Source organism: Arthrobacter sp. NPDC057388 (genome assembly GCF_042668165.1).
Lineage (GTDB): Bacteria > Actinomycetota > Actinomycetes > Actinomycetales > Micrococcaceae > Arthrobacter.
In genome coordinates, this window is the sequence record NZ_JBHVBL010000004.1 from 61539 (window position 1) to 76720 (window position 15182).

General features: G+C 66.6%; 13 protein-coding genes. 7 read left to right on the plus strand and 6 right to left on the minus strand.

Going from position 1 to position 15182, the window contains the following annotated elements:
* Positions 1-3 precede the first annotated feature (3 nt).
* Positions 4-1293, plus strand: a complete 1290-nt coding sequence (locus ACFUTU_RS03120; RefSeq protein ID WP_377960529.1) for an MFS transporter — start codon at positions 4-6, stop codon at positions 1291-1293.
* 6 nt (positions 1294-1299) lie between these two features.
* Here ACFUTU_RS03120 and ACFUTU_RS03125 read toward each other — a convergent pair whose 3' ends face one another.
* Positions 1300-2529, minus strand: coding sequence for an MFS transporter (locus ACFUTU_RS03125; RefSeq protein ID WP_377960746.1), 1230 nt, complete (start codon positions 2527-2529; stop codon positions 1300-1302).
* Positions 2530-2802: 273 nt separating this feature from the next.
* Between ACFUTU_RS03125 and ACFUTU_RS03130 the strand changes: the two genes are divergently transcribed.
* The 3 genes from ACFUTU_RS03130 to ACFUTU_RS03140 all read left to right on the plus strand — a co-directional run bounded on the left by ACFUTU_RS03130 (position 2803) and on the right by ACFUTU_RS03140 (position 5292).
* On the plus strand, positions 2803-3222 hold the full coding sequence (locus ACFUTU_RS03130; protein ID WP_377960531.1) for a hypothetical protein: 420 nt from the start codon (positions 2803-2805) through the stop codon (positions 3220-3222).
* Positions 3223-3317: 95 nt separating this feature from the next.
* On the plus strand, positions 3318-4250 hold the full coding sequence (gene trmB, locus ACFUTU_RS03135; RefSeq protein WP_377960533.1) for a tRNA (guanosine(46)-N7)-methyltransferase TrmB: 933 nt from the start codon (positions 3318-3320) through the stop codon (positions 4248-4250).
* A 205-nt stretch (positions 4251-4455) separates the two neighbouring features.
* Positions 4456-5292: a DUF1206 domain-containing protein gene (locus ACFUTU_RS03140; protein ID WP_377960535.1), complete on the plus strand. Its 837-nt coding sequence runs from the start codon at positions 4456-4458 to the stop codon at positions 5290-5292.
* Between the two features lie 239 nt (positions 5293-5531).
* On the opposite strand, the gene ACFUTU_RS03145 is transcribed toward ACFUTU_RS03140, so the two are convergent.
* Together ACFUTU_RS03145 and ACFUTU_RS03150 are read right to left on the minus strand one after the other, a co-directional pair.
* Complete coding sequence (locus tag ACFUTU_RS03145; protein WP_377960537.1) at positions 5532-6215, minus strand: zf-HC2 domain-containing protein; 684 nt, start codon at positions 6213-6215, stop codon at positions 5532-5534.
* Positions 6212-6712, minus strand: a complete 501-nt coding sequence (locus tag ACFUTU_RS03150; RefSeq protein ID WP_377960539.1) for a sigma-70 family RNA polymerase sigma factor — start codon at positions 6710-6712, stop codon at positions 6212-6214. Before ACFUTU_RS03150 ends, ACFUTU_RS03145 begins: the two co-directional genes overlap by 4 nt.
* A 193-nt stretch (positions 6713-6905) precedes the next feature.
* Here ACFUTU_RS03150 and ACFUTU_RS03155 point away from each other — a divergent pair, with 193 nt between their 5' ends.
* Positions 6906-7418 (plus strand): hypothetical protein, encoded by a 513-nt coding sequence (locus ACFUTU_RS03155; RefSeq protein WP_377960541.1) that lies wholly within the window; start codon positions 6906-6908, stop codon positions 7416-7418.
* Positions 7419-7472: 54 nt separating this feature from the next.
* Entirely contained in the window at positions 7473-8066 is a 594-nt protein-coding gene (locus tag ACFUTU_RS03160) for a DUF5655 domain-containing protein (protein ID WP_377960543.1), read from the plus strand.
* Between the two features lie 172 nt (positions 8067-8238).
* On the opposite strand, the gene ACFUTU_RS03165 is transcribed toward ACFUTU_RS03160, so the two are convergent.
* Both ACFUTU_RS03165 and ACFUTU_RS03170 read right to left on the minus strand, forming a co-directional pair.
* A complete protein-coding gene (locus tag ACFUTU_RS03165) occupies positions 8239-9960 on the minus strand; it encodes an Ig-like domain-containing protein (RefSeq protein WP_377960545.1) in 1722 nt (573 codons plus the stop codon).
* A 219-nt stretch (positions 9961-10179) separates the two neighbouring features.
* Positions 10180-11037 (minus strand): hypothetical protein, encoded by an 858-nt coding sequence (locus ACFUTU_RS03170; RefSeq protein ID WP_377960547.1) that lies wholly within the window; start codon positions 11035-11037, stop codon positions 10180-10182.
* Positions 11038-11277: 240 nt separating this feature from the next.
* Between ACFUTU_RS03170 and ACFUTU_RS03175 the strand changes: the two genes are divergently transcribed.
* Complete coding sequence (locus ACFUTU_RS03175; RefSeq protein WP_377960549.1) at positions 11278-14712, plus strand: SNF2-related protein; 3435 nt, start codon at positions 11278-11280, stop codon at positions 14710-14712.
* On the opposite strand, the gene ACFUTU_RS03180 is transcribed toward ACFUTU_RS03175, so the two are convergent.
* Complete coding sequence (locus tag ACFUTU_RS03180; RefSeq protein WP_377960551.1) at positions 14702-15133, minus strand: hypothetical protein; 432 nt, start codon at positions 15131-15133, stop codon at positions 14702-14704. The genes ACFUTU_RS03175 and ACFUTU_RS03180 overlap by 11 nt on opposite strands.
* Positions 15134-15182 lie beyond the last annotated feature (49 nt).

Below are 15182 nucleotides of genomic sequence, written 5' to 3' on the forward strand. Positions count from 1 at the left end.
AACATGACCGCCATCATCAACGCCCAGAGCGAGGGCCGGGTTTCGACCCGCAAGACCATCGTCGGTACCGGCATCGGAAACGCCGTCGAATGGTACGACTGGGCCATCTATGCAACCTTCACGCCGTTCATTGCCAGCCAGCTGTTCAGCAAGTCCGACCCCGCCTCAGCCGTGCTGTCCACCCTGGCGATCTTCGCCGTCGGCTTCGTCGCACGCCCCTTCGGCGGCTTCTTGTTCGGCTGGATCGGCGACCGGGTGGGCCGCAAGGCATCCATGACGCTCGCCGTCGGCCTGGCGTCCCTGGGCAGCCTCATGATCGGCATCGCCCCCACGTTCGCCAGCGTCGGGGCGTGGGCCTCGCTCATGCTGCTGGTCGCCCGGCTGGTCCAGGGCCTGGCGCACGGCGGTGAGCTGCCGTCGTCGCAAACGTATCTTTCCGAGATGGCGCCCCGGGAACACCGCGGCTTCTGGGCCACGCTGATCTACACCTCCGGCACGGTCGGCATCCTGTTCGGCACGCTGCTGGGCGCGGTGCTGAACATGGCACTGACCACCGAGGTCATGAACGCCTGGGGCTGGCGCATCCCGTTCCTGATCGGGGCCGCCATGGGCCTGTACGCCCTGATCATGCGGTCCCGGCTGCACGAGACGGACGTGTTCGAGGACGAGACCGTCGGCCAGAAGCGCGCCCCGATCTGGCCGCAGATTGTCCGGTACCGCAAGCAGGCCGTACAGGTGATCGGCCTGACCGTCGGCCTGACGGTGATCTACTACATCTGGGGTGTGGTGGCGCCGAGCTATGCGACCACCGCGCTGAAAATCGACCGCGGAGAGGCACTCTGGGCCGGCGTCATCGGCAACATCGTGTTCATCGCGGCGCTTCCGGTCTGGGGCAAGCTGTCCGACCGGATCGGACGCAAGAAGGTGCTGTGGGCCGGCGCGATCGGCTCCGCCGTAATGCATTTCCCGATGACCTGGCTGCTGAAGGATTCCGCCTGGCAGCTGGCCGTGGGCATGTCCGTGATGCTCATCTTCATCGCCGCGAGCGCCGCCATCGTCCCCGCCGTGTACGCCGAACTGTTCCCGACGAGCATCCGCACCGTCGGCGTGGGAGTGCCTTATTCCATCTGTGTGGCGGCGTTCGGCGGCACGGCCCCGTACCTGCAGCAGTGGCTGGGAACCACGGTCCAGATGCCCCAGCTGTTCAACGTTTACGCGGTGATGCTGCTGGCCGTCAGCGTGGCATTCATCTTCACCATCCCCGAGACGAAGGGCAAAGACCTGGCACACTGAGCCAGCTCAACCCCCGATGTACCTGTTCCGCCCCGCCCTGTAGCCGAACACCGCAGCCAGCAACCCCACAGCCAGGAACAGGAGCCCCGCGGCCGCAAAGGATCCCGTTGCCTGGTGCAGCTGGCCCACCAGCAGCGTGCCCGTGGAACCGACGCCGTAGCCCACCCCCTGCATCATGCCGGAGAGGTGGGCTGCGGTGTGTCCGTCGCGGGTGCGGAGCATGATCATGGTCAGGGCGACGGCGGTGAGGCTTCCCTGGCCCAGCCCCAGCAGGCCGGTCCACACCCAGACCAGCTCCAGGGGGCCGAAGATGCTGAGGGCAAAGCCGCCGCCCGTCATGAGGGCGACCACCGTGTTGATCGCCCGTTGGTCGCGGAACCGGGCGGCGAGTGCCGGCGCGAACAGCGAGCCCAGCATCTGCAGCACAATGGACACGGACACGATCAGCCCGGCTGTCCCGCCGTCCACGCCGCGTTCACGCAGGATCGGCGCGAGCCAGGCAAAGACACTGAAGGACATCATCGCCTGCAGCACCATGAAGATCGTGACCTGCCAGGCCACCGCCGAGCGCCACACGCTGACGCCGTCCCGCACCGCCGTGTGCTGCCCGTGCCGCTGGCGCGCCGCCACCGGCAGGAAAAGCAAAAGCACGACGGCGGCCGGCACCGCCCAGAACCAAAGCGCCGAGGTCCACTGCCCGGCAGCGCTGAAAATGGGGTAGGTAAAGCCTGCGCCCAGCGCCGCAGAGGCGCAGATGGCCGTGGTGTACAGTCCGCCCATCAGGCCGAGCCGGTGCGGAAAGTCCCGCTTCACGAGCCCGGGCAGCAGAACGTTGCACAGCGCAATCGCGGCCCCGCATGCGGCCGTCCCGGCGAACAGCGCCGGCAGGTGCCCGATGCCCGGGATCTCCGCCGGCCGCAGCAGCAGGCCGGCAGTCAGGACTGCCATGGCGCCCAGCAGTACCCGTTCCGCGCCGAAACGCCGGGCCAGCACGGGAGCCAGTGGCGCGAACACGCCGAGCAGGGTGACCGGCACCGTGGTCAGCACCACCACCGCCCAGCCCGGCAGGCCGGCGTCGGACGTCACCTCGGGGAGAACCGCCGAGAAGCTGGAGAACACCGTGCGCAGGTTCAGCCCGATCAGCACCAGGCACAGGCCCAGGTAGACCATGGCCCGGCGGCTGCCAACGTGGGTGGGTTCGGCGGCGGGGATGTCGTCAGCCTCTGCGTCTACCAGGGTGTCCGCAACGGTTTCCGCACTGCCGGCAGAGTGGTGCGGCGGACTGCCATGCTTGCGTGGATTCCGGTCGTCGATCACCCGCCCATTCTTGCAGCCGCCTCTGCTGGCCGCCGCCAGGTGCCGCGGTGCCCTTCCTCCTGAAGTTATCCACATATGGGCGCAGCACCATATCCCGGCCATCGCCCGTGCAAATACTCTGGGCAACACACGCGGCTTCACAGGGCGGTCGCCCCGATAAAGAGGGCGGCCGCCCCAATAAAGGAGGACACAGTGAACGATCAGGCGATGCCCGAGCACCTTGAGCCGCCGCCGCGGTACGCCCCGCCAGGGAAAGGCGGCGGCGCCCCCAAGCAGTGCGGATCCGGACCGGGTGTGGCCAGCATCATCTGTGCCTTGCTGGTGATGCCCAGCATGATGGTCACGATCGTGCCCACGATGTTTGTCGCGCTGTTCACCCGTCCAGACACCGGTAGCAACGGCAGGGAGTGGATGGCAAATTTTGTCTTCCTTAGCCTGCCAGTGGCCTTGGGTCTGCTCGCCATGATTTTAGGGTTTTTCGCCCTCAATCGGGCGCCTCGCCGTTCGAGCGGGTGGAGCGCTGGTATTGCTGGCCTCATAGTGGTGCCGGCGGAGTTCATCATCTTCTTTTTCCCCTCGATCCAGCGAGGCCAGTTTGATGTCTTCTATTGAACTGCCGCCACCGCCTTTGATTCCTTGGGTTGACGGGCCCCTTCAGAGCTTGGCTGAAAACGCATGCCGTAATCGGCTCCACTATTCTGGAAGGGATGAGCGAAACACCCGAAACCCCGCAGATGCCGGCCAATCCGAACCAGCCGAGGCCCGTCACGCCGGGAAGCCAGGCGTCCTACGGAACCTACGGCGGCCGGCCTGTCAGTTTCGTGCGGCGCGGAACCCGGCTGCAGGGTCGCCGGCAGGCCGCGTGGGAGGAGCACTCGGGCCGCTGGGCCATCGACGTGCCCCGCCACGTGGCCAACACCTCGGTCCACCCGGACTACTCGTTCGACGCCGAAGCGGAGTTCGGACGCCAGGCTCCGCTGATCGTCGAGATCGGCTCAGGTCTGGGCGAAGCTGTCTGCCACGCCGCGGAGGAGAACCCGGACAAGAACTTCCTCGCCGTGGAGGTCTACACCCCCGGCCTGGCCAACACCATGATCAAAATCAACAGCCGCGGCCTGACGAACGTGCGCGTGGTGGAGGCAAACGCCCCTGAGGTCCTGGCCACCATGCTGCCGCCCGGCTCGGTCAGCGAACTCTGGGTCTTCTTTCCGGATCCCTGGCACAAGTCCCGGCACCACAAGCGCCGCCTGATCCAACCAGAATTCGCCGAGCTTGCCGCGAAGGCGCTGAAGCCGGGCGGTCTGTGGCGCATCGCGACGGACTGGTCCAACTACGCCGTGCATGTCCGCGACGTCCTGGCCGGGTCGGACGCGTTCGAAAACCTGCACGACGGCGAGCGCAGCGGCCCCGAGAGCCCCCTCACCCGGGTGTGGCAGACCGGTGTCGAGACCCTGGTGGGCGGCGCCCCGGTCAAGGAGGGACGGGCGCCCGTGAGCACGGAGCACACCGGACCCAACGAAGGCATCGACGAAAGAGGTGGCTGGGCCCCGCGCTTCGAGGGCCGCATCCGGACCAGCTTCGAGAACAAGGCCCACGAAGCGGGCAGGATGATCTTCGACCTCTGCTACCGCCGTATCTAGCCCCACCTCAAGGGCCTGGACAGCGCGAACGTACAGTTGTGGCCCCTGCCGGACCCTGCTCCAAGCGCGGGAACACCGGCCGATCCGTCCCTGTGCCGGGGCTCTGTTGCCGGGTGCCGCGCCGTGACACGATAAGCGTGTGGCGGAGTGCCACACGCAGTTGCAGGGAACCACAGCAGCTGTCCAGATGTGCCGGCGCGAAGGAATGATCATCAAACGGGAACTGAGAAGCGCAGCCGGTAAAGCAGCTGACAAAGCCGAGGACGTCTCGAACTCCAAACCGCTCGAAATGCTGGCGCGGGGCGGCTTTGCCGCGAGCGGCGTGCTGCACATACTGGTCGGTCTTATTGCCTTCGGCCTCGCCAGAGGCCGGGGCGGCCACGCGGACGTCAGCGGCGCCGTCGCCGAACTTGCGACCCAGCCCGCCGGCCCCCTGCTCCTGTGGGTCAGCTTCGCGGGATGCATCGCCCTGGCGCTGTGGCAGGCAGGCGACGCCATTTTCGACTTTGAACGGCTGCCCACGAAGCACAAGGCCGGCAAGAAGCTGCAGGCTGGAGCGCAGGCTGTCGTGTATGCCGGGCTGGCCTTCACGCTGGCCGCTTTCGCCCGCGGTACCGGCAAGGACAACCGGGAATCAACCAGCGACTTCACGGTCAGCCTGATGAAGGCACCCGGCGGCATCCTCCTGTTGGTGCTGATAGGCGTGGGTGTAGCCGTGGTTGGGATCATCTACGCCGTCCGCGGTTTCAGGAAGTCCTTCGAGAAGCACATCAATCCGCCGTCCTCCCCCGGCGCACGCAAAGCCATCACTGCCCTCGGGATGGCGGGCTATGTGGCCAAGGGCGTTGCCCTGTTTGTGACTGGCCTGCTGGTGGTCATCGCAACAGTCACCGTCCACCCCCAACAGTCGACAGGTCTCGACGGCGGGCTTCGTGCCCTGCGTGAGCAGCCTTTCGGAGTGTATGTGCTGGCTGCAGTGGGGGCGGGACTCATCTGCTACGGGGTCTTCATGGTAGCGCGGGCAAGGCTCGCCAGGATGTGATTCCCTGGGCAGTTGAACCGACAGCACACCCCGGCTGGCCCGCCCGCGTCGGGAGCCAGCCCGCGTCAAGTGCACAGACGGTTTCAGGTGTCCGGGCGGTTTCAGCTGTCCGGGCGGTTTCAGGTGTCCGGGCGGTTTCAGCTGCCAGGCAGCTTCAGCTGCCAGGCAGTTTCAGGTTGCAGGCAGTTTCCGGTGCCGGGCAGTTTCAGGTGGCAGGCAGTTTCAGCTGCCAGGCAGTTTCAGGTGCCGGGCACCGAAATGACGGCGATGGTCTGCTGCCGGTCGTTCCGCACCTCGACGCTGGCGATGCTCGTGTACTGCAGCGGCGTGGCGCTGGTGACCCGGACCCTGCCGCTCGGTGTTGCCATCCACGCGCAGGCGCGGTCCTCAACCCCGGCACGGTCCTTCACCCACAGTGAAAGCCGTCCGTTCTGGGGCAGGCTCCGGCCATCGACGGCCAGCTCGGTGCCCCAGGTTTTCTTGACCATGCCCACGGTGACCTGCATGCCGGTGTCTGCCCTGACCGAGTAGCTGGCGTCGGGTTTATCGGCCGGATCAAAGAGCGGCGCCGCCGCAAATCCCAGGGCCAGGCAGGCTGCCGCCACCACCCCCACCAGAGCCGTCACCCGCCGTCGGGAATTACGACGGCGGGCCGACAGTTCGTCGAGAACCGGCCCCGGAACGGGCGCCGGGTCAGGTGACGCGGTGTCCGCGCCGGGACGGCGGGGCGAAGGAACGGCGAGCGCCACGGCATCGGGGACGGGCAGCGCATCCAGCAGGCCCGGCAGGGATTCCAGGTCCGACAGTTCACGGCGGCACGTGCCGCACTGCTTGAGGTGGTCCTCGAACCGCAGCCTGTCCGCGTCGTCGAGTCCTCCCAGCAGGTATGCCCCCAGCAACTCATGGACTTCCTTGCCGTTCACCGTTCCACACCCATTTCGTCGAGTATTGTCCGCAGGGCCTTCACCGCGTAGAAGGCCCTGGATTTCACCGTTCCGCTCGGAATGTTCAGCTGCACCGCCGCTTCGCCCACCGTGAACCGCCGGTAGTGCAGCGCCACCAGCACATCACGGTGCTCCGAACTCAGCCGCAGCAGCGCCTCCTCCATCAGCACCTTGTTCAGGAGATCATCCACCCGTCCGGTGGCTTCCTCCGGGTCCGCGAGGTCACGGTCCTCGGACTCCTGCGGGCGGCGCTGGGCCTTCCGGTAGTTGTCGATCATGATGTTCCGGGCTGTCCGGAACAGGTAGCTGCGCATGCTGCCCGTCACCTTGGGAGCCTGCTGCCAGACGCGAAGCACCGTTTCCTGGACTATGTCGTCAGCCATGTGCGGGTCGCGGGAGGCACTGAGCACAAACCGGCGGAGCGCCGTTCCGTGCTCACGGTAGATCGCTGCAACCAAATCCTCATCCAGCGGCACCTTCGGCCTCCCTGCACTGACCCTATGAAGCCGTTCCGGGCGGGCGGGCTTTCCTGGCAAATACGACGTCGGTGGCCGGGGATAAGTTCAATTCCGGCCAGCTCCAGATTCCTTTGAACCATTCTTCACCTTTGTGCGTCATTCCAAATAGCGCCGGTCTCCCAATCTGCCGGCCCGAGCCAAGGAGCAGCACATGAAGAAGCAACTGAGCGTTGGCCTCGCAGTTATGGCCCTTGCCGCCTCACTGACGGCATGTGGCGGCGGATCCGGCACGACGGCCACCACCACGGCGGCCGCCCCGGCCAGTGAATCGCCGGCGACCACCGCCAGCGCATCGGCCACCAGCGATTCGGCCACGGTGGACCTCAAGACCGCATCGTCCAGCAAGGGTGACATCGTGGTGGACGGCAAGGGCATGAGCGTCTACTACTTCACCAAGGACGTGAAGGATTCCGGAAAGAGCAACTGCACCGGCGACTGCCTCGTGAAGTGGCCCCCGGTGATTGCTGCCACGGACACCCCCAAGGTCGAGGGTGTTACGGGAACGGTCGGCACCATTGACACCCCGGATGGCAAGAAGCAGGTCACGGTCAACGGCATGCCCGTCTACCTGTGGGAGAAGGACAAGGCCCCCGGCGACATCACCGGCCAGGGCGTCGGAAACGTCTGGTACCTCGTGGCACCCGACGGGGAGATGATCAAGTAAACGCTCAGGTCTGTGCCGGCGCCTGGCGACAGGTGCCGGCACTACCATCGGAGCATGGCGAATCCACACAGTCTGACAGCAGCTGCCGGAACCTGGAAGTCCATGGTGGACAACAACCAGGCACTGCTGCTGCGAAAGTCCGGACATGACGTTCACTGGTGGGCGGAGCAGGGACGCTCCGCCGGGCTGAAGAGCGACGCCGAGCTGCGCGAATGGATGCGCGCCGAGCATGGCATCACGGGCTATGCGCAGTACGCCGTGTCGTGGGAGATGTTCGGCTACCCCGATTTCATGCTGCGGGACGCCGACGAACTCCTTGACGGCCAGTACAGGGACCATCCAAACCTGCGGCCCATCGCCAACACCCTCCTGGCGTGGGCCGCAGCCCATCCGGGTGTGGAAGTCCAGATGCGCAAAGGCTACATCTCGCTGCACAGCAGCCGCCGGAAGTTCGCGCAGGTGACGCGGGCCAACAACACCGCAGTGGATGTCACCCTCCGCCTTGAGGCGCCTATTGGGGAGCGCCTCAAGGCAGTCAAAGTCCGCGACGGCGATTTCTTCGACCGCAAGATCCGGCTCACTGCGGAGGACCAGGTGGATCAGGAGCTGTTGGACTTCCTGGAGACCGCACTGGAGCAAAACAGCTGACAGCAGCCACAGGCCGGGCCCGCCGAGTTCAAAACACGCCCCACCGGCCGGCCCGCCGAGTTCAAACACGCCCCACAGGCCGGGCCTGCCGAGTTCAAAACACGCCCCGCAGACCGGGCCCATCGACTTCAAATACGCCCCGCCGGACGTTACAACCAGCGGCAAAGGCTGCCTACGGTCCGGTGGTGAAGCTCCAGGACTTCGGAACCAGGGAATTTCCGACCGCATCCTTGATGGCCGTGGACAGTGACGCCGTGTACTGCGTGTTCGCCGCGAGCGTTACACCCGGGTTGAGTGTGGCCACCCTGGTCACGGAATTGAAGGTGACGGTTGCCGGGATAACAGTGGTGGTCCCCGCCTTTCGCAGCGTGAAGGTTCCGGCGCCGACGCCTGACACCCGCTCGCTGATGTAGGCGGCGAAGTTTGCGGCCCTGGGCACTCCGGTGCGCCCTGCGCCGGGTGTTGTTGCCGTAACCGTCGGCCGCGGCCCCGTGGTGAACGTCCATGACGATGCGCTCATCGGGTTGCCGGCAAGATCGGTGATGCCGGCCGTCAGGCTGGCCGTGTACCTGCTGTCGGCTGCCAGGGTCGCCGTCGGGTTCAGGGTGGCAACCCGGGTTGTCGCGTTCCAGCTGACCGGCGCTGCCAGAACCGTCCCTGCCGCATTCCGCAATTTGAAGGTGGCGGTTCCCAGTCCTGCAATCGCCTCGTTGAATTTCGCGGCGACGTTCCCGGTCTGGCTTGCCCCCGTCGAGCTCACTCCCGGCGCTTTGGCGGTGATCACGGGCCCCGCTGTGTCGACAGTGACGGTGAGCGAGCCAACAGAGCGGGTTTCGACGCCGGCCGGGCTGACTTCGCCGGCGGTGACTGTATGCCGGCCGTTGGCCAGCACTCTGCTGGACGTGATGGAGTAGGTGCCGTTCACCACCGTTGCGCTGCCGCTGGCCACGCCGTCGATGAACAGGTTGACGCTTGCCGCGTCCGGCAGGGCGACAGCACCGGCAAACGTGGGTGTGGTGTCCCGTGTGATGTTGTCCGTGCTGAGCCGGCCCGTGTCACTGGCGGCAACCAGGTTGGGTACCGTCGGCCCCTTGGCCAGGGGTGCGGTGCACTCGGGGCCGGCCGGACCGCCGACCGCGCCGTACTCGAAAATTGTGACTTCGTTGCCCACCGCGGCATTTCGTCCCAGCCACATGCCCCGGCTTTCGGAGTTGGTGGGCGATGCTGCCCGGTCTGCGTCGGTCAGGCCGTCCGCACCCACACCGCCGAGACCCGTCCAGGTTGCCGTCCAGGTGGTGAGGCCCGGCCCGTCGTAAACAACCACGCCCTCCTCGCCTGAACCCGGGGCCCCGGCACGCAGGGTACGCCGCCCATTAAGGGCGAACGACTGGTTGGCGGCCACAATCCTGGCTTCCAGTTCGTCCGCCGGAAGCTGCCCGCCGCCGGGCGCCACGGCGGTACCCTTCATCACCACGGTGGTGGCGTTGGTCTTGGTGGCGGGCTGCGTGACGGTGACGTTCCCCACGAACGTCTGGTCGCCGACGTCGGGCGCTGTGAGAACGCGGATGACATCCCCGGAGCGGATGTCCGGAGTGGTTCCTTCCCAGCAGCCTCCGCCGGGGTGGTTGACTTCGACGATCCCGCCCACGGGCACCAGATTGGATGCGGTGCCGATAACGGCGCCGCCGCGAAGCACCTGGATGGTGGGGCGGTCGCTGGAGGCGTATCCCTCCGCGGAGACCATGTCGCGTTCCGGGAAAACGGTGATGATATGCGTCCCCGGGTTGCTGATGACGCCGAACGCCGGAACAGCCACCGTGGGAACGGCCAGTGCCACGAGCGCTCCGGCCGTGATGGCGGCTGCCAGGCGTGGACGGCTTCTTGCAGGTTTCATGGAAAGCTCCCCTCAAAGGCCCCAGACTTCACCCCGGCCGAGACCCAGCAAGGGTGATCCTCTTCAGGTCCATGATCTGAAGAGGAAGCCAGTATCCGGACGCCACCCTGCGGAAACCTTTAACCAGAACCTGCAAGACCCCTCAAGGAGGGTTACCCGCGACCGAAGCACTGCACCGGGGCAGCCGGCAGCGGGAGGTGCCGGCCGCCCCGCTCGGTGCTACGCCTCCACGAGGTCCTCTTCCAGTTCTTCGAACTCGACGGCGGCCACGATTTCCTTGGTATCGGGGTTGAGCATGAAGGCCTCGTCCTCATCCTCGATCATGAGGAAGTCGCCGTGGTCTGTGCTGAAGCGCCAGGCGAGTACCGTCTCGCCGTTGTGGTCGTAGTTCGGATCGCCCATGGTGATCCGTTGCAGCTCATACCCGGCGATGTCGCACAGCTCCCGGATGATGATCTCGAATTCCGGGGCGTTCTCCAGGGCCTCTTCCTCGGCCTCAGCTCGGCGTTCTTCGAGGTCCAGCAGCGCTGCCACCCGCTTGGCGATGTGGGCGGTGAGCTCATCGTCGTTCAGGACCAGGAGGCCTTCCTGTCCGCGCAGCCACGCCGCGTTGAGGGCCACCAAATCCTCCGTTTCAAGGAGCGCCTCGAATTCAGCGTCGAGGTCCTCCATGGCCTGCACGGGCTCCGGGAGCACTCCATCATCACTGGCGTCAGCCACGCCGTCGAGGTAGGTATCAGCTTCCTCCTCGGACAGGGAGTCGAAGGTTTCCGCCGTGCGGTTGAACAGGTCAGCATGCCCGGCGGCGCCCATGCCTTCCAGGCCCTCACGGATGTAGGCGTCGATTTCCTCACGGTCCTGTGCGGTGAACACATACTGCGCAAAGCCGCCGCCCAGGGACTGCGTCAGATAAAAGTCCACAAAGTAGCTGCGCAGGGCGTTGGGCGCGATCTCCCCCGCACCGAGCAGCTCCTGGTACATGGTGTTCACCACCGCAACGTTGGAATCAACTGTCCCTGCATCGCTGCCTGCTGTGCCTTCAACGGTCAGGACAACGGGGTATTCGTTGGAAGTCATGGGAATCCTTACTGCTGAAAAACCGGTGGTGCTCAGGACACCTTCAACGTACGCGGCCCCGGCTGGCTGCAGGTTTAGGGCGAAGTTAACGCCAGGCGAAAGTTTTGCGCCTGCGGCGCCTTTGGGCAGTGGCAGAAAAGCCCGACGGCGGCCGGCGGCAAATTTGAGAGCCTCCTCCGCCCTACTAAGATGGATCAGATAACCTGCAGATTCCCGACCTGCCGAAAGTAGCGCGCACCCATGCCTTCCCACCCGGACGACAGTGCGGCACTGGCAATCCAGACCCCCGCGATCAACGACCGCTCCCTTGCGGCCGGACTCGCCTATGCCATGGGCGGCCGCGTCTCCGGAATCTCCTTCGACTCCGCCACCGGGCTGATGCTCGGCAAGGTCCGGGGCGGCCTGGAGGTGCCCTACTCCACGACCGCCAAGCTGGTCCGCAGGGGCGGCGGCTGGAGCTGCACGGTGGGTGTCTGCAGCTGCCCGGTCCGCAAGGACTGCAAGCACGTTGCCGCTCTGCTGTTCGCCGCAGAGGACAACCCCGCTGTCAGGGTTCAGCTCCTGTCCCCCGCCGATGTTTCCAGGGTGTCGCGGGAACAGTCCGTCCCGGCGCTTTCTGACTGGGAGCAGGCGCTGAGCCCCCTCATTTCGCAGGCCGGCCCGGCCCAGCAGAGCGGCGGCACTCCCCTTGCCCTGCAGTTCGAGGTGGAGGAGCCGGCCCCGCACTTCTCCTACACAGGCCGCCGGGACCCGCTCCGCAGCGTCCGCCAGCTTAAGGCCCGCCCGGTGATCATGGGCGCCAAAGGCAAATGGATCCGCGGCGACGTCTCATGGAACACCCTGAGCTACCTGAGCTTCAAGCGTGAGTGCAACCAGGCGCACGTCGAGTGGATGCAGACCTTCCTGGCGGCCCATACCGCCGGCGCCAACCGGCCGTATTCGTCGTCGTCCGCTGCTTCCTGGCTGGGGCTGAACTCCTTCGCCGGCAAGAATCTCTGGAGTCTCCTGGAGGAAGCCCGGGAAATCGGCGTCGCCCTGGTGCACAGCCGCGGCCAGGAGCCCGTGAAGGTGGCGGCGGAGCCGGCGGCCGTGGGCCTCAACCTGGGCCGCTACGGCAGTGACGGGCAGGAAGGGGGCCTGGAGCTCGCGTCCACGGTCACGGTCGACGGAACCGAGGTTGATCCGGCCTCGGTGGGCACCATCGGGCGCCCGGCGCACGGAATTTTCATCACCTCCAGCGGGGACTCGCTGCCGGGAGTCGCCGCGGACGAGATCATCACCCTGGCACCGTTGGAGAGCGGCCTGAGTGAGGAGCTCCTCGCGTTCGTGACGGCGGGCAGCACCCTGCACATCCCGGCACGGGACGAAGGCCGCTTCCTGACGGGGTTCTATCCCAAGCTCAAGCAGACCGCGCGCGTGACGGCGGCAGACGAGTCCGTCGAACTGCCCGAGCTCGCCCTCCCCACCCTGTCGCTGCTGGCCAACTACGGCACCGACCACCGCGTGCGCCTGCACTGGGAATGGCACTACAAATCCGGAAACATCGTCACCGCACAGCCGCTCTGGCGCCATCCCGGCGATCACGGCTACCGCGACGACCCGGCCGAAGCCCGGATCCTGGAAGCCGTGGGCCAGCCCTGGGACGTGGTGCCCAAGCTGGGCGAGTCCGCCACCGGCGGCTGGGGCACGCCACGGCTCGCGGCCACCGCGGAGCTGAGCGGGCTGGACACGCTCGCCTTCACGGAGGAGGTCCTCCCGAAGCTCAAGGCCACCCCCGGCGTCGACGTGGACACGTCCGGAGACATTGCCGACTACCGGGAGGCCGAGGACCCTCCGGTGGTGGCCATCTCCACGAAGGCCACCGACCAGCGGGACTGGTTCGACCTTGGCATCGTGATCACCCTCGAGGGCCATCCGGTGTCCTTCGCGGCCCTCTTCTCAGCCCTCGCCGCCGGCCAGACGCGGATGCTGCTGCCCAGCGGGGCGTACTTCTCGCTCGACCTCCCCGAGCTGCACCAGCTGCGGGCCCTCATCGATGAGGCCCGCGCGCTGCAGGACAACAAGGACGCGCCGCTGCAGATCAGCCGGTTCCAGGCCGGCCTGTGGGATGAGCTTGCCCAGCTGGGGATCGTGGACGAGCAGGCGGCTGCCTGGCGCGCGGCCGTGGGCGGGCTGCTGGAGGACGGTGTCCAGGGGCTGCCGCTGCCGGCCACGCTCAACGCAGAGCTGCGCCCCTACCAGCTCGAAGGCTACAACTGGCTGAGCTTCCTGTACCGCCACAGCCTCGGGGGCGTGCTCGCGGACGACATGGGCCTGGGAAAGACGGTCCAGGCGCTGGCCCTGATGTGCGCGGCGAAGGAGCACGCGGCTTCGCCGCCGGACGCTACGGCAGCGGACCCGGAAACAGCGCCGGGCAAGGCAGCGAACGACGGCGGCACGCCCTTTTTGGTGGTGGCCCCCACCAGCGTCGTGGGCAACTGGGAGGCCGAGGCCGCCCGCTTCGCGCCCGGCCTGACGGTGCGCGCCGTCGGCGAGACGTTTGCCAAGAGCGACGCGGACCCTGCCGAAGCCCTGGCCGGGGCCGACGTCGTCATCACGTCCTATGCGCTGTTCCGGATCGACTACGAATCATACGCGGGGCGCCAGTGGGCCGGGCTGGTGCTGGACGAGGCCCAGTTCGTGAAGAACCACCAGTCCAAGGCCTACCAGTGCGCCCGCAAGCTTCCGGCGGCATTCAAGCTGGCCATCACCGGCACACCGCTGGAGAACAACCTCATGGAGCTCTGGGCACTGACCTCCATCGTTGCCCCGGGGCTGTTTGCGAGCCCGTCGAGGTTCGCCGAGTACTACCAGAAGCCGGTGGAGAAAAACGGTGACAAGGGGCAGCTGGACAAGCTCCGCCGTCGGGTCCGTCCGCTCATGATGCGCCGCACCAAGGAGCAGGTCATCAAGGACCTGCCGCCGAAGCAGGAACAGGTGCTGGAGGTGGTGCTCAACCCGCGGCACCAGAAGGTCTACCAGACACACCTGCAGCGCGAGCGGCAGAAGATCCTGGGCCTGATCGAGGACGTGAACAAGAACCGGTTCACCATCTTCCAGTCGCTCACGCTGCTGCGGCAGCTCAGCCTGGACGCCTCACTGGTGGACGAGTCACTGTCCGGCGTGCGCTCGAGCAAGCTGGATGTGCTGTTCGAGCAGCTGGAGGACCTCGTGGCCGAAGGCCACCGTGCCCTCATTTTCAGCCAGTTCACGGGTTTCCTGGGCAAGGTCCGTGAACGGCTCACCGAGGAGAATATCGAGTTCTGCTATCTCGACGGCGGCACCCGGAACCGCGCCGACGTCGTCAACGAGTTCAAGAACGGCACGGCCCCGGTGTTCCTGATCAGCCTCAAGGCCGGCGGCTTCGGGCTCAACCTGACCGAGGCGGACTACGTGTTCCTGCTCGATCCGTGGTGGAACCCGGCCTCGGAGGCCCAGGCCGTGGACCGCACGCACCGGATCGGCCAGGCCCGGAACGTCATGGTCTACCGGCTGGTGGCCAAGGACACCATCGAGGAGAAGGTCATGGCCCTGAAGGCCAAGAAGTCGCAGCTGTTCGCCGATGTGATGGAGGGCGACGCACTCTCGGGCGGCGCGCTGACGGCCGAGGACCTGGCGGGGCTCTTCAACGACTGACGGATCCCGGGCCTGCGACGGACATCGCCGCGGCCGAGGCCGGCGTGAGCCCGAAGGCGATCCGCCTGCTGAACCACCGCCCCAGCGCCTTGCCCTTGCCCTTCCACCAGCTGTCCTCGTCGGTGTCGGTCCGCCACCGGTAGATCAGGACCACCAGCACAAACATGCCGGCCGTGACGTTCGGCCAGACGCCGGAGGCAGCATCGAGCAGCGCCCTGACCGCCGTGGCCAGGATCGCCGGCAACGCCAGCGTGCGGAAGACGGTGTTGGCCAGATACCTTCTGTGGGAGCGCGGCACGGACATCAGGCGGACCATGTCCGAACAGGCGCACACCACCACCACCGCCTGCCCCAGCGTGAGCAGGATGGACCCCGGCAAAGACCCGGCGAACATCACCGCTGATGCCAGCCCGGAACTCATGGCCTGTATCCGTCCATGTTCGTCTCCTTCGTCGGTTCTCGCGCCTTAC

What these genes read in the sequence shown, in the direction of transcription:
- ACFUTU_RS03170 (WP_377960547.1), bottom strand. Translation starts at nt 11,037, where the DNA reads ATGACTTCCAACGAATACCCCGTTGTCCTGACCGTTGAAGGCACAGCA.
- ACFUTU_RS03165 (WP_377960545.1), bottom strand. Translation starts at nt 9,960, where the DNA reads ATGAAACCTGCAAGAAGCCGTCCACGCCTGGCAGCCGCCATCACGGCC.
- ACFUTU_RS03155 (WP_377960541.1), top strand. Translation starts at nt 6,906, where the DNA reads ATGAAGAAGCAACTGAGCGTTGGCCTCGCAGTTATGGCCCTTGCCGCC.
- ACFUTU_RS03140 (WP_377960535.1), top strand. Translation starts at nt 4,456, where the DNA reads ATGATCATCAAACGGGAACTGAGAAGCGCAGCCGGTAAAGCAGCTGAC.
- ACFUTU_RS03175 (WP_377960549.1), top strand. Translation starts at nt 11,278, where the DNA reads ATGCCTTCCCACCCGGACGACAGTGCGGCACTGGCAATCCAGACCCCC.
- trmB (WP_377960533.1), top strand. Translation starts at nt 3,318, where the DNA reads ATGAGCGAAACACCCGAAACCCCGCAGATGCCGGCCAATCCGAACCAG.
- ACFUTU_RS03160 (WP_377960543.1), top strand. Translation starts at nt 7,473, where the DNA reads ATGGCGAATCCACACAGTCTGACAGCAGCTGCCGGAACCTGGAAGTCC.
- ACFUTU_RS03180 (WP_377960551.1), bottom strand. Translation starts at nt 15,133, where the DNA reads ATGAGTTCCGGGCTGGCATCAGCGGTGATGTTCGCCGGGTCTTTGCCG.
- ACFUTU_RS03120 (WP_377960529.1), top strand. Translation starts at nt 4, where the DNA reads ATGACCGCCATCATCAACGCCCAGAGCGAGGGCCGGGTTTCGACCCGC.